The sequence below is a fragment of the Rhodoferax sp. GW822-FHT04A08 genome (genome assembly GCF_058801025.1).
Genome location: NZ_JBXAMW010000004.1, coordinates 310,869 through 323,375, shown reverse-complemented (window position 1 = coordinate 323,375; position 12,507 = coordinate 310,869). Strand labels below are relative to the sequence as shown.

At 62.5% G+C, this 12,507-nt stretch carries 11 protein-coding genes; 6 read left to right on the top strand and 5 right to left on the bottom strand.

What is annotated here, in order from left to right; translation table 11 throughout:
• Nucleotides 1–15: 15 nt before the first annotated feature.
• The 3 genes from AC1RMF_RS11185 to AC1RMF_RS11175 form a co-directional block, all read right to left on the bottom strand.
• Nucleotides 16–1,035 carry an ABC transporter permease gene (locus AC1RMF_RS11185; RefSeq protein ID WP_342619973.1) on the bottom strand — a complete coding sequence of 340 codons (1,020 nt, stop codon included), beginning with the start codon at nucleotides 1,033–1,035 and terminating at the stop codon, nucleotides 16–18.
• A gap of 20 nt (nucleotides 1,036–1,055) precedes the next feature.
• Nucleotides 1,056–2,594 carry a sugar ABC transporter ATP-binding protein gene (locus AC1RMF_RS11180; RefSeq protein ID WP_493141509.1) on the bottom strand — a complete coding sequence of 513 codons (1,539 nt, stop codon included), beginning with the start codon at nucleotides 2,592–2,594 and terminating at the stop codon, nucleotides 1,056–1,058.
• Nucleotides 2,595–2,665: 71 nt separating this feature from the next.
• Nucleotides 2,666–3,595, bottom strand: a complete 930-nt coding sequence (locus AC1RMF_RS11175) for a sugar ABC transporter substrate-binding protein (protein ID WP_493141508.1) — start codon at nucleotides 3,593–3,595, stop codon at nucleotides 2,666–2,668.
• A gap of 270 nt (nucleotides 3,596–3,865) precedes the next feature.
• Between AC1RMF_RS11175 and AC1RMF_RS11170 the strand changes: the two genes are divergently transcribed.
• The 6 genes from AC1RMF_RS11170 to AC1RMF_RS11145 all read left to right on the top strand — a co-directional run bounded on the left by AC1RMF_RS11170 (nucleotide 3,866) and on the right by AC1RMF_RS11145 (nucleotide 11,587).
• Nucleotides 3,866–5,818 carry a bifunctional 5-dehydro-2-deoxygluconokinase/5-dehydro-2-deoxyphosphogluconate aldolase gene (locus AC1RMF_RS11170; RefSeq protein ID WP_493141507.1) on the top strand — a complete coding sequence of 651 codons (1,953 nt, stop codon included), beginning with the start codon at nucleotides 3,866–3,868 and terminating at the stop codon, nucleotides 5,816–5,818.
• Between the two features lie 30 nt (nucleotides 5,819–5,848).
• Nucleotides 5,849–7,720 carry a 3D-(3,5/4)-trihydroxycyclohexane-1,2-dione acylhydrolase (decyclizing) gene (gene iolD / locus AC1RMF_RS11165; RefSeq protein ID WP_493141506.1) on the top strand — a complete coding sequence of 624 codons (1,872 nt, stop codon included), beginning with the start codon at nucleotides 5,849–5,851 and terminating at the stop codon, nucleotides 7,718–7,720.
• A gap of 28 nt (nucleotides 7,721–7,748) precedes the next feature.
• On the top strand, nucleotides 7,749–8,672 hold the full coding sequence (iolE, locus tag AC1RMF_RS11160; protein ID WP_493141505.1) for a myo-inosose-2 dehydratase: 924 nt from the start codon (nucleotides 7,749–7,751) through the stop codon (nucleotides 8,670–8,672).
• Between the two features lie 109 nt (nucleotides 8,673–8,781).
• Complete coding sequence (gene iolB, locus AC1RMF_RS11155) at nucleotides 8,782–9,603, top strand: 5-deoxy-glucuronate isomerase (RefSeq protein WP_493141576.1); 822 nt, start codon at nucleotides 8,782–8,784, stop codon at nucleotides 9,601–9,603.
• A gap of 53 nt (nucleotides 9,604–9,656) precedes the next feature.
• Nucleotides 9,657–11,180, top strand: a complete 1,524-nt coding sequence (locus AC1RMF_RS11150; RefSeq protein ID WP_493141504.1) for a CoA-acylating methylmalonate-semialdehyde dehydrogenase — start codon at nucleotides 9,657–9,659, stop codon at nucleotides 11,178–11,180.
• Nucleotides 11,177–11,587, top strand: coding sequence for a hypothetical protein (locus tag AC1RMF_RS11145; RefSeq protein WP_493141503.1), 411 nt, complete (start codon nucleotides 11,177–11,179; stop codon nucleotides 11,585–11,587). Before AC1RMF_RS11150 ends, AC1RMF_RS11145 begins: the two co-directional genes overlap by 4 nt.
• Before the next feature lie 3 nt (nucleotides 11,588–11,590).
• On the opposite strand, the gene AC1RMF_RS11140 is transcribed toward AC1RMF_RS11145, so the two are convergent.
• Together AC1RMF_RS11140 and AC1RMF_RS11135 are read right to left on the bottom strand one after the other, a co-directional pair.
• The gene (locus AC1RMF_RS11140; protein WP_493141502.1) at nucleotides 11,591–11,971 is read right to left on the bottom strand and encodes a rhodanese-like domain-containing protein; all 381 of its coding nucleotides are present in this window, start codon (nucleotides 11,969–11,971) and stop codon (nucleotides 11,591–11,593) included.
• Between the two features lie 29 nt (nucleotides 11,972–12,000).
• The gene (locus AC1RMF_RS11135; RefSeq protein WP_342619964.1) at nucleotides 12,001–12,351 is read right to left on the bottom strand and encodes a carboxymuconolactone decarboxylase family protein; all 351 of its coding nucleotides are present in this window, start codon (nucleotides 12,349–12,351) and stop codon (nucleotides 12,001–12,003) included.
• Nucleotides 12,352–12,507 lie beyond the last annotated feature (156 nt).

Sequence of the window (12,507 nt, the reverse complement as noted above, 5' to 3'; positions counted from 1 at the left end):
GCGCGGCGCAATTCCTCAGCGTCCACGTTTCTTGTTGCGGTACTGGTCGGCAATCACAGCCACTACGATGATGGCACCCTTGACCATCTCCTGGTAGTAGGCGTCGATGCGGATGAAGGTGAAGCCCGACATCATCACGCCCAGGATCAGCACACCGATCACCGTGCCGGTGATGCGACCCAACCCACCCACCAGGGATGTGCCACCAATCACCACCGCAGCAATCGCGTCCAGCTCATACATCACACCCATGCCGGACTGGCCGGAGATGGCACGCGCCGCCGTCACGCTGCCGGCAATGCCGCTGAGCAAGCCCGCGATGGTGTAGATGTAGACCAGGTGGCGGTTGACGTTGATGCCCGAGACACGTGCGGCCTGGCGGTTGGCGCCTATGGCATAGGTGAACTTGCCAAAGCGGGTGTAGCGCAACACGATGTGGAAGATGACCGCAATCGTCAGGAAGATGTACACCGGATTTGCGCCGGAGCCAATCCAGGCGAAGTCATCGGTCAGCATGCTCACCGGCATGCCGCCAGTAAACCACTTGGCAAAACCACGCGCTGCCACCATGGTGCCCAGGGTGGCGATGAAGGGCGGAATGGCAGTGAAGGCAATGAGCGAGCCGTTGAGCAGACCAATCAAGAGGCCCACGGTCATGCCCGCCAGGACGGGCCAGATCACCGGCAAATCGGTCAGCTGCGGAAACACCGCGCGCGGGAAGTCCGACACCTGTGCCAGGCTGGCAGAGACCACCGCGGCAGCTGCCACCACGGAGCCGGAAGACAGGTCGATGCCGCTGGTGATGATGACCATGTTGACACCGACTGCGATGATGCCGATCACCGACATCTGCAGGATGATGATCTGCAGACGCTCGGCATTGAAGATGAAGCTCTGCCCGTTGATATACCAGCCCAGCGCCTCAAAGAACAGGCTGATGCCGATCAGCACCATCAGGATGCTGGCCTCGGGTGGCAGTTTGAATTTGGCACCAGCGCCTACCGAAGGGCTGGACGGTGCAGTGGAGGTAGTCATAGTGGTCATCTTTGAAAAATCTATTTGGCAGCCAGATCCATGATGGAAACCTGGTCTGCATCTTTGCGGTCCAGAATGCCGGATACATGGCCCTCGTGCATCACGACAATGCGGTCGCTCATGCCGAGCACTTCAGGCATTTCGGAGGAAATCATCAGAATCGCCACGCCCTGGCCCGCCAGCTCGGAAACCAGGCGGTGGATTTCTGCCTTGGCGCCCACGTCGATACCGCGGGTGGGCTCATCGAGAATCAGGATCTTGGGGTTGGTCAGCAGCCAGCGTCCGACCAGCACCTTCTGCTGGTTGCCGCCGGACAGATTGAGGATGACCTCATCCATGCTGGGCGTCTTGACGCGAAGGCGTTTGGCCATGTCCATGCAATCGGCATGGAGCTGTTTACTCTGGACAAAGCCAGCGGCCACATAGCGCTGGGTGAGTACCGCGCTGTCCATGTTCTCCTGGATGGTCAGTCCCAGGAAGCAGCCGGTCTCCTTGCGGTCTTCGGTCAGAAAGGCCATTCCGTTGGCCAGGGCCACGCCCGGGCTGTGGATGCTGACGGGCTTGCCGTTGATGGCAATGGTTCCGGAGGTGGCCGGCGTCACGCCAAACAGCGCTTCCGCCACATTGGAGCGACCCGAGCCCACCAGACCGGCCATGCCGACGATTTCACCGGCACGCACATCAAAGCTGATGTCGCTGAACACGCCGTCCAGGCACAGATTCTTAACGGACAGCACCACCTCGCCAATCGGCACTTCCTGCTTGGGGAACATCTGCGTGATCTCGCGGCCCACCATCATCTTGATGATGTCGTCGCGCGTGACCTCGGTTGAGAGTTTGGTGGCGATGTACTTGCCGTCGCGGAACACGGAGAACTCATCGGCGATCTCGAAAAGCTCATTCATCTTGTGGGTGATGTAGATGATGCCTTTGCCCTTGGCGCGCAGACTGCGGATGATGCGAAACAGGTGCGAGACTTCCTTCTCGGTCAGCGCCGAGGTGGGCTCATCCATGATGAGCACATCGGAGTTGTACGACACCGCCTTGGCAATCTCCACCATCTGGCGACTGGCCACCGACAGCGTCTGCACTTCTGCGCTCGGATCGATGTCGATGTTGAGTGTCTTGAACAGCTCTGCGGTGTTGCGGTACAGCGCACCATGGTCTACAAAACCGAATGCATTGCGGGGTTCGCGCGTGATCCAGACGTTCTCAGCCACGGTCATGTAGGGCATGAGATTCAATTCCTGGTGAATCATGGCAATGCCCTGATTCAGCGCGTCTATCGGCGACTTGAGCGTGATGCGCCGTCCCTTGAGGCTGATGTCACCACGGTCCGGCATGTAGATGCCGGCAATGATTTTCATGAGGGTGGATTTGCCCGCGCCGTTCTCGCCCATGAGGGCGTGCACGGTACCGGCGCGCAGCTTGAAACCCACGTTGTCCAGCGCGACAACGCCGGGGAAGCCCTTGCGGATGCCGTGGATTTCCAGCAACGGCGGCGCACCGGATCCGGCGGCTGGCGTGGGCGGGGCTTCCAGTGTGGCTGTGTCAGACATTCTGATATCTCGTTGAATAAAGCAAACAGCCATGCAAGCCCTTGCGGGCTTGCATGGCGAGAGACCACCGCTTAGTTCTTGCCGGTGTACTTGCTCAGGTTGGCCGGTGTGACCAGCTCGAAGGGCACGTTGACAAAACGTTCAACCGGTTGCTTCTTGATCAGCTTGAGGGCGGATTCCACGGCACCGGCGCCTTGGCCCGCTGCGTTCTGGAAAACAGTGGCCTTCAGATCGCCGACCTTCATGGATGCCAGCGCATCCGGGGTGGCATCCACACCGGCCACGATGGATGTGGGGGTCCACTTCTTGCCGGCCTTGAGTGCATTGATGGCACCGATGGCCATTTCGTCGTTGTTGGCAATGATGGCGTCAAACTTCACGCCGGAGGACAGCCAGTTGGTGACGATGTCCTGCGCCTTGGTACGGTCCCACTTGCCTTCGCGCTTGTCCACGATCTTCATGCCGGAGCAATCCTTGGTGGCAATGACTTCTTCAATGTCCTTGGTGCGGGTACGGGCAGCTTCGTTGGAAAGATCGCCCATCAGCACCAGAACGTCACCCTTGCCCTTGAGCAGGCGGCAGACTTCCTGGGTTTCCAGGGTGCCGGAGACGCGTTCGTCGGAGGCCACAAAGGCTACGCCTGCAGGCAGCTTTTCAAAGTCAACCGGTTTGCGGTTCACGTAGACCAAGGGGATCTTGGCTTCGGTCACCATCTTGGTGATCTTGGGGGTGGCATCGGTATCCACGGGGTTGACGATGATGGCATCCACCTTTTGCGCAATCAGGTTCTGGATCTGGCTGAGCTGCTTGCCCACATCGCCCTGTGCGTCCTCCACCTGGACGGTGGCGCCGGCCTTCTTGCCCGCATCCACGGTTCCGTTCTTGAGAATGGTCAGGAAGGTATCGAGTTCAGCCATGGCCAGACCGATCTTTTGCGCATGCGCGGCCAGAGGTGCCAGCAGGGTGGTTGCGACGGCGGCGGCGATCATAAGTTTCTTCATGATGGGTGAGTCTCCAGAGTATTTGATTCGAAGCGAAAACGAACAGGTTTTATGCGGCGCACTATCAACAGAAAATTTTTGCACCACGGGCTGTACTGTAATGAGAATTTTCCAAAAAGGAAAAATATTTTCTAAGTGATTACCCCAAGCGAAATCTTTGTCCATATAATTTAGAGTCCGCGAATCGAAAAGTTTTTCTAATTCCGTGCAACTGGCATAAGCTGTTGATCCACACGGGGTTCCGATTCACGCCAACCAGATAGATCCAACATGCCAGCCTTCCCATTTCCTGAAAACCGTCCCATTGACCTCGCCTGCCTGGGGCGCCTGGCGGTAGACCTGTATGCCCAACAGTTCGGCAGCCACCTGGAAGACGCCCGCAGCATGGCCAAGTACCTGGGCGGCAGCTCAGGGAACCTGGCCTTCGGCGTAGCCCGTCTGGGCATGAAGAGCGCCATGATCAGCCGCGTGGGCAACGAGCAGATGGGCCGCTTCCTGACGCAGAGCCTGCAGGCCGAAGGCTGCGATGTGTCGCAGGTACAGGTGGACCCGGAGCGCCTGACCGCCCTGGTGCTGCTGGGCCTGAAGGACCGCGACACCTTCCCGCTGCTGTTTGTGCGCGAGAACTGCGCCGACATGGCCATTGACGCGGCGCAGATCGACGAATCCTTCATCGCCAAATGCCGCGCCCTGGCCATCACCGGCACCCATCTGTCCACGCCGGTCACCCGCAAGGCCTCGCGGACCGCGCTGGACTATGCCGCCAAACATGGCGTGGTGCGGGTGCTGGACATTGACTACCGCCCAGTGCTGTGGGGCCTGACCTCGCGTGGCGCAGGCGAAAACCGCTTTGTGGCCGATTCCCACGTCACGGCGCAGCTGCAGGAAATGCTGCCGCACTTCGAGCTGCTGGTGGGCACCGAGGAAGAGTTCTTCATTGCCGGTGGCGCAGGCGAAGACATCATTGCTAGCCTGAAAGCCGTGCGCGCCGTCTCCAAAGCCACCCTGGTGGTCAAGCGCGGCGCTTTGGGCTGCTGTGTCATCGAAGGTGCCATTCCCGACCGCATCGAAGACGCGCCCACCTACCGTGGCGAGCGGGTCGAAGTGCTGAACGTGCTGGGCGCTGGCGATGCATTCCTCTCCGGCCTGATGGCAACCTTGCTGCAGGGCAAGGACTGGGCCGAGTCCACCAAAGTGGCCAATGCCTGCGGTGCCATCGTGGTGTCGCGCCACGCCTGCTCCGCCGCCATGCCCACACCGACCGAGCTGGCCCACTGGTTTGGCGGCCAGCGCAACCCCAAGGTCGATGCCGACCAGCAGCTGGCGCACCTGCACCGCGTCAGCATTGCCCGCCCGCAATGGGACGAGCTGTGCGTGATGGCGTTTGACCATCGCAGCCAGTTTTATGACCTGGCCCGTGAGGCCGGTGCTTCCGATGCACGCATTCCCGCGCTCAAGAAGCTGCTGGTGCAAGCCGCTGACCAGGTGGAGACAAGCCGCCAGATGCAGGGCCACACCGGCGTGCTGATCGACGGTGGCGACTATGGCCGCGACGCGCTGGCCAGCGCCACCGGCCGCGGCTGGTGGGTGGGGCGCCCGGTGGAGCTGCCCGGCTCACGCCCGTTGCGCTTTGATGGCACCCGCTCCGTGGGCAGCGCACTGATCCACTGGCCCACCGAGCACGTAGTGAAGTGCCTGGTGCACTACCACCCGGATGATGCATTTGCCCTGCGCCTGGAGCAGGAGCAGAAGGTGCTGGAGCTGTGGGAGGCCACGCGCGAGAGCGGCAACGAGCTGCTGCTGGAAATCATCCTGCCCAAGGCCTTGACCGTGGCCGGCCAGGAAGACGCGGCGGTGCTGCGCGCCGTCAAGCGCTTCTACAACATCGGCGTCAAACCCGAGTGGTGGAAGCTCGCACCCATGCAGGCCGCGGGCTGGCGTTGCCTGGAGGCACTGGTGGCCGAGCGCGACCCGCATTGCCGCGGCGCCGTGATCCTGGGCCTGAACCAGCCGATTCCGCACCTGGTGGAGAGCTTCCGGCACGCCACCAACCCCATCGTCAAGGGCTTCATGGTGGGCCGCAGCCTGTGGGCCACGGAATCCCTGCAATGGCTCAAGGGGGACATCGATGACGCTACATTCGTGAACCGGGTGGCGGCCAACTACACCGTGCTGGTGGATGCGTGGCGCAACCGCCGCAGCATGGCACACGCAGTGGCCTGACCTACAGAACAAACACAGCAGAGACACACCATGAAGACCCTGAGACTGACAATGGCGCAGGCCCTGACCAAGTACCTGGCAGCCCTGCGCGTGGAAATGGATGACGGCAGCATCCAGCCCTACTGCGGCGGCGTGTTCGCCATCTTCGGCCACGGCAATGTGGCCGCCTTTGGTGAAGCCCTGTGGGCCGAGCGCGCACAGCTCCCCACCTACCGCGCACACAACGAGCAGGGCATGGCCCATGCCGCCGTAGCCTATGCCAAGGCGCACCTGCGCCAGCGCATCATGGCGGTGAGCACCAGCATTGGCCCGGGCGCCACCAACATGGTGACGGCTGCGGCGGTGGCCCACGTGAACCGCATTCCGGTGCTGCTGCTGCCCGGCGACACCTTTGCCACGCGCGCACCCGATCCGGTGCTGCAGCAGGTGGAGAACTTCCAGCAGGGTGACGTGTCGGCCAACGACGTGTTCCGCCCGGTCACGCGTTACTTTGACCGCATCACCCGGCCCGAACAACTGCTGACCGCGTTGCCGCGCGCCATCCAGGTCATGACCGATCCGGCCAACTGCGGCCCGGTCTGCCTGGCCTTGCCACAGGACGTGCAGGCCCATGCGTTTGATTATCCGGCCAGCTTCTTTGAACCCGAAGTCATACGCCTGCGCCGCCCGCCCGCCGATGCACACGAATTGCAACGCGCAGCTGCGCTGTTGAAGTCCGCCAAGCGGCCTCTGATCGTGGCCGGTGGTGGTGTGCTCTACAGCCAGGCCAGTACCGGCCTGCGCGCATTTGCCGAGCAGTTTGGCATTCCCGTGGTCGAGTCGCACGGTGGCAAGAGTGCCCTGGAATGGGACCATCCACTGAACCTGGGCGCCATCGGTGTGGACGGCGGCCCTGCCGCCAATGCCCTGGCGCGCGATGCCGATGTGGTGTTCGCGGTGGGCACGCGCCTGCAGGACTTCACCACCGGTTCGCACGCCCTCTTTACCGCAGCCAGGCTGCTGAGCCTGAACGTGCAACCGTTTGATGCCGGCAAGTGGAGCGGCACCGCGCTGGTGGCAGACGCCCGCGTGGGGCTGGCGCAACTGACATCCGCACTGGATGGCTGGACCGCCGACGCCGCCTGGACCCAACGCGCCAAACGCGAGGCTGCCGACTGGGTGCAGACCGTCACCACGCTGACCACGCATGTGCCCGAGCCGGGTACGCTGCCCTATGACGCCGAAGTGATTGGCGCCGTGCGTGACTCCCTGAACGACGCCGGTGGCAACAGCGGTACGCATGACGTGGCCGTGGGCGCCTCGGGCACTTTGCCGGCCGAGCTGCACAAGCTGTGGCGCGCATCCAGCCCCGGCAACTACCACATGGAATACGGCTACTCCTGCATGGGTTACGAAATTGCAGGTGCGGTGGGCGTCAAGATGGCGCGGCCTGAGCAGGAAGTCATTGCATTCGTAGGCGACGGCTCCTACATGATGGCGAACTCCGAGCTGGCCACCTCACTGCTGCTGGGCAAGAAGCTCATCGTCGTGGTGCTGGACAACCGCGGCTACGGCTGCATCCAGCGCCTGCAGACCGCTACCGGCAGCGCACGTTTCAACAACCTGCTGGATGACTGCGTGGTCGAAGGCGGCGAAGCCAGCAAGATCGACTTCGCCATGCACGCGGTCTCCATGGGCGCAGACGCCGTGCATGTGAAGAACGTGGCCGAGCTCAAGAGCGCCATGGCCAAAGCGCGTGCTGCCAAGCGCACCCAGGTGCTGGTGATTGACACCACCCACACCCGCACCACCCAGGAGGGCGGTTGCTGGTGGGAAGTGGGCATTCCCGAAGTGTCGGCGCGCCCCGAAGTCAACGCGGCCCACGCCGGATTGCAGGCTGCCAAACAAGACCAACGCATCTGAACCTTTTGCTTTTTTCTGAGAGAACACTATGACCTGGAACGTACATATCGGCATCAACCCCCTGTCGTGGATGAACGACGACCTGCCCTCGCTGGGCGGCGAAACCCCGCTGGAAACCGCGCTGCGCGAAGGCAAGGAAATCGGCTACGAAGGCTTCGAGCTGGGCAACAAGTTTCCCAAGGACGGCCCCGGTCTGAAGGCCAAGCTCGACGAGTTCGGCCTGCGCTGCGTGTCGGGCTGGTACTCCGGCTTCCTGGCCGAGGTGGAACCCGGCCAGAGCAATGCCGATGCAGTGGCTGCCGAGATCGAGCGCTGCAAGGCGCACATGAGCAAGCTGCAATACAACGGCGTCAAGGTCGTGGTGTATGGCGAGTGCGCCGGCACGGTGCAGGGCCAGATCGACACCCCCGTGTCCAAGCGCCCTACCTTTGCCAATGAAGCCTTGTGGCAAGGCTACGCCGAGCGTCTCAATGCATTCGGTGAACATCTGATCAAGACCTACGGCATCAAGCTGGCCTACCACCACCACATGGGTGCCTATGTGGAGTCCCCCGCCGATGTGGACAAGCTCATGGCGCTGACCGACCCCACCAAAGTCTTTCTGCTGTTCGACACGGGCCACGCCTACTTTGGCGGTGCAGCCGACCCGGTTGCGCTGCTGCAAAAGCACGTCAAGCGTGTGGTGCATGTGCATTGCAAGGACGTGCGTACCTCCGTCATCGCACAGGCCCGCAACGACAGCTGGAGCTTCCTGAACGGCGTGATCAACGGCACCTTTACCGTGCCGGGCGACGGCAGCATTGATTACAAGGCAGCACTCACCACGCTCAAGAACGCAGGCTATGAAGGCTGGCTGGTGGTGGAAGCCGAGCAGGACCCCGCCGTGGCCCCCAGCTACCAGTACGCCAAGAAGGGTTACGACACCCTGCGCGCCTTGGTGGATGGTTTGTAACCCCCCCTGAGCCGCTTCGCGTCTTCCCCCCAAGGGGGACGCACCCGGTGGACCGGCGGAGCCGGTTCCACGGGCGCCCTGAAAAAAACCCGTCGCCGATAAGGAACGAATAATGGTCAGTCCCCTACTTGCCAAGGCCGCCTCAGAAGGCCGCGAAATCGTCAACGTCACGCCTGAGCGCGCGGGCTGGACGCATGTGGGCTTTCGGGCCGTGCGTCTGGCTGCTGGTGAAGCCGAGACGGTGCAGACCGGTACCCGCGAACTGTGCCTGGTGGTGCTCACCGGCACCGTCGATGTGGAAGTGGACGGCCAGGTGTTTGCCAACCTGGGCCAGCGCGCCACGGTGTTCGAAGAGGTCTCGCCCGCAGCCGTGTACGTGCCCTCCGGCAAGACCGTGGTGGTGCGCAACGCGGCCGGCGCTGGCCATCTGGCCGAAGTGGCCCTGTGCACCGCGCCCTGTGACGATGCCACGCGCAGCGTGAGCGTGATTGACCCGGCCAGCATGCGCCGCAGCGTGCGCGGCAAGGGCACGAACACACGCTATGTGTGCGACATCCTGCCGCACGACGACCCGCGCGCAGCCCATCTGCTGGTGGTGGAAGTCATCACGCCCAGCAGCCACAGCTCCAGCTACCCGCCGCACAAGCACGATCAGGAAACGCCGCCGACCGAGACGCTGCTGGAGGAAACCTACTACCACCGACTCAACCCACCGCAAGGCTTCGCCTTCCAGCGCGTCTATACCGACGACCGCAGCCTGGACGAAGCCTGTGCGGTCGAGAACCACGACGTAGTGATGGTGCCGCGCGGCTATCACCCGGTGGTCGCACCCCATGGCTACGATCTGTATTACCTCAATGTGATGGCGGGCCCGAACCGCTTCTGGGTGTTCAAAAACGACCCGGCACACGAGTGGATGCTGGCTCCCTGACGCCCGACTTCCCCCCAACTTCCCTCACTGCAAACCCTTTACCAAAGCACCCCATGACCCCCTATACCGATTCCACCGAAGTTGCGCAGTACATCCAGGGTGCACGCACCACGGGCAGCAGCACACGCACGCAACCCGTCTACAACCCCGCCACCGGCCAGGTGGCACGCCAGGTGCGCCTCGGTAACGCGGCCGACGTAGCCGCCGCCGTGGCCTCTGCCAACGCGGCATTCCCCGCCTGGGCCGACACGCCACCCATCCGGCGCGCGCGCATCATGTTCAAGTTTCTGGAGCTGCTCAATGCCCGGAAGGACGAACTGGCCCGCGTGATCACCGCCGAACATGGCAAGGTGTTTACCGATGCGCAGGGTGAAGTCTCGCGCGGCATCGACATCGTCGAGTTTTCCTGCGGCATTGCCCAGTTACTCAAGGGTGACTTCACCGACCAGGTGAGTACCGGCATCGACAACTGGACACTGCGCCAGCCCCTGGGTGTGGTGGCCGGCATCACTCCGTTCAACTTCCCCGTGATGGTGCCCATGTGGATGTTCCCGGTGGCGATTGCCGCAGGCAACACCTTTGTCTTGAAGCCCAGTCCGCTGGACCCCAGCCCCAGCCTGCTGATTGCGGACCTGTTCAAGCAGGCCGGTCTGCCCGATGGCGTGTTCAACGTGGTGCAGGGTGACAAGGAAGCCGTGGACGCGCTGTTGGAGCACCCCGATGTGAAGGCCATCAGCTTCGTGGGCTCCACACCGATTGCCAATCACATCTATGAAACCGGCGCGCGCCATGGCAAACGCGTGCAGGCCCTGGGCGGTGCCAAGAACCATATGGTGGTGATGCCCGATGCCGACATTGATCAAGCCGTGGACGCCCTGGTGGGCGCGGGCTATGGCTCGGCTGGCGAACGCTGCATGGCCATCAGCGTGGCCGTATTGGTAGGGGATGTGGGTGATCGCCTGATCCCCAAACTGCTGGAGCGCACCAAGTCCCTGAAGGTGCTGGACGGCATGAACCTCTCTGCCGAGATGGGCCCCATCGTGACCCAGGCCGCGCACGCGCGCATCACCGGCTACATCGAACAAGGTGTGAAGGAAGGCGCTACGCTTTTGCACGATGGCCGCACCTTCAGTGGCAAGGCTGCCGGCGCCGGTTGTGACAACGGCTTCTGGATGGGGGGCACGCTGTTTGACAACGTTACGCCCGAGATGAAGATCTACAAGGAGGAGATCTTCGGCCCGGTGCTGTCCTGCGTGCATGTGAAAGACCTGGCCCAGGGGGTGAACCTGATCAACGCGCATGAGTTCGGCAACGGTGTCTCCTGCTTCACCCGCGACGGCAACGTGGCACGCGAATTCAGCCGCCGCATCCAGGTGGGCATGGTGGGCATCAACGTGCCCATTCCCGTGCCCATGGCCTGGCACGGCTTTGGCGGCTGGAAGAAGAGCCTGTTTGGGGACATGCATGCCTACGGCGAAGAGGGCGTGCGCTTCTACACCAAGCAAAAGAGCATCATGCAGCGCTGGCCCGAGAGCATTGGCAAGGGCGCCGAGTTTGTGATGCCTACGGCCAAGTGAACGACAAGCCGCAAGCCCTGCCCGACTGGGACCTGTACCACGCTCTGCGCGAGCAGTGGACGCACGAGGACAACCTGGTCAACCACCGGTTGATGTGGCTGATCCTCTCGCAGGGCTTGCTGTTTACCGCCTACGGCACGCTGACCTTCGACAAGCACCGCTGGCTGATCTTCGGTTTCCCGCTGTTCGGAATGGCGGTTGCGGGAGTGATTGGCATCAGCATCTTTGCTGCGCTGGATTCCTCACGTGCCATTGAGGCCGCCTACCGCAAAGCAGGGCTGGAGCGCCTGTGCCACCTCACGCCGCAGAGCGGCACGGCACACCGCGGCAACTGGGCCGCCAAGGCGCTGCCCTTTGTGTTTGGCACGCTGTGGGTGCTGGCGGCCACCGGCTTCATCCAGAGCTAGCGTTTACTCGAACGAAGGGGGCACAGGCTTGGCAACCGGCTTGCCCGCAGCCACCCAGGCATCGAAGCCGCCGGCCAGATTCAGCACATTCAGATAGCCCATGTCTTGCAACGCGGCGCCAGCCAATGCGGCGCGGCCGCTGGTCTTGCAATAGAGAACGACGGCGATGTCACGCGACTGCAGTGCGGGCATGCCACTGAAGCGGAACTCCAGCATGCCGCGGGAGATGTGGATGGCGCCGGGCAGGTGGCCGGCTGCGAACTCATCGGCCTCGCGCACATCCACCAGCACGGCGGCGTCGCGAATGGCCTGGTCGGCATCGGCAATGGACACTTCCTTCACGCGCGCCTTGGCGGCGCTGACGAGGTCACTGGCTGTTTTCATAGGGTTCTTTCTGGGGGTGGGGTTCGTATTCAGGTGGCAGCTGCCATCTGGTCGTAGGCGGCCAGCGCCTCTGCGGTGTACATCAGGGCCGGGCCGCCGCCCATGTACACGCATACCGCCAGCATTTCTTCCAGCTCCTGCTTGGTGCAACCCAGCTTGAGGAGCGCCTTGACGTGAAAGCCGATGCATCCCGAACAATGCTGGGTGATGCCAATGGCCAAGGCCAGGAGTTCCTTGGTCTTGGCACCCAAGGCTCCTTCGGCCATGGAGGCGCGGGCCAGTTGCCCGAACGCCTGCAAGGCATCAGGCTGTGCCTTGCGAAACGGCGCCAGGTTCTGGTTGATGGACTGGATCAGACCGGTGTGGTCAAAGTTGCTCATGGACGGACCTTCAATGACTAAAAACTCGTAAGCACCATTTTATACCCCATGGGGTATATTGCAAGCTGCATATTTTCACCGCTTGTCCCCGCTCAACACAGGACCACTGGCGATATGCGATGCTGTGCCTCTCAACCACCGGACATGCCATGGATT

Bases quoted from the DNA above. Each gene is read 5' to 3' on its own strand.
- AC1RMF_RS11185 (WP_342619973.1), bottom strand. From the start codon at position 1,035: ATGACTACCTCCACTGCACCGTCCAGCCCTTCGGTAGGCGCTGGTGCC.
- AC1RMF_RS11180 (WP_493141509.1), bottom strand. From the start codon at position 2,594: ATGTCTGACACAGCCACACTGGAAGCCCCGCCCACGCCAGCCGCCGGA.
- AC1RMF_RS11175 (WP_493141508.1), bottom strand. From the start codon at position 3,595: ATGAAGAAACTTATGATCGCCGCCGCCGTCGCAACCACCCTGCTGGCA.
- AC1RMF_RS11170 (WP_493141507.1), top strand. From the start codon at position 3,866: ATGCCAGCCTTCCCATTTCCTGAAAACCGTCCCATTGACCTCGCCTGC.
- iolD (WP_493141506.1), top strand. From the start codon at position 5,849: ATGAAGACCCTGAGACTGACAATGGCGCAGGCCCTGACCAAGTACCTG.
- iolE (WP_493141505.1), top strand. From the start codon at position 7,749: ATGACCTGGAACGTACATATCGGCATCAACCCCCTGTCGTGGATGAAC.
- AC1RMF_RS11150 (WP_493141504.1), top strand. From the start codon at position 9,657: ATGACCCCCTATACCGATTCCACCGAAGTTGCGCAGTACATCCAGGGT.
- AC1RMF_RS11140 (WP_493141502.1), bottom strand. From the start codon at position 11,971: ATGAAAACAGCCAGTGACCTCGTCAGCGCCGCCAAGGCGCGCGTGAAG.
- AC1RMF_RS11135 (WP_342619964.1), bottom strand. From the start codon at position 12,351: ATGAGCAACTTTGACCACACCGGTCTGATCCAGTCCATCAACCAGAAC.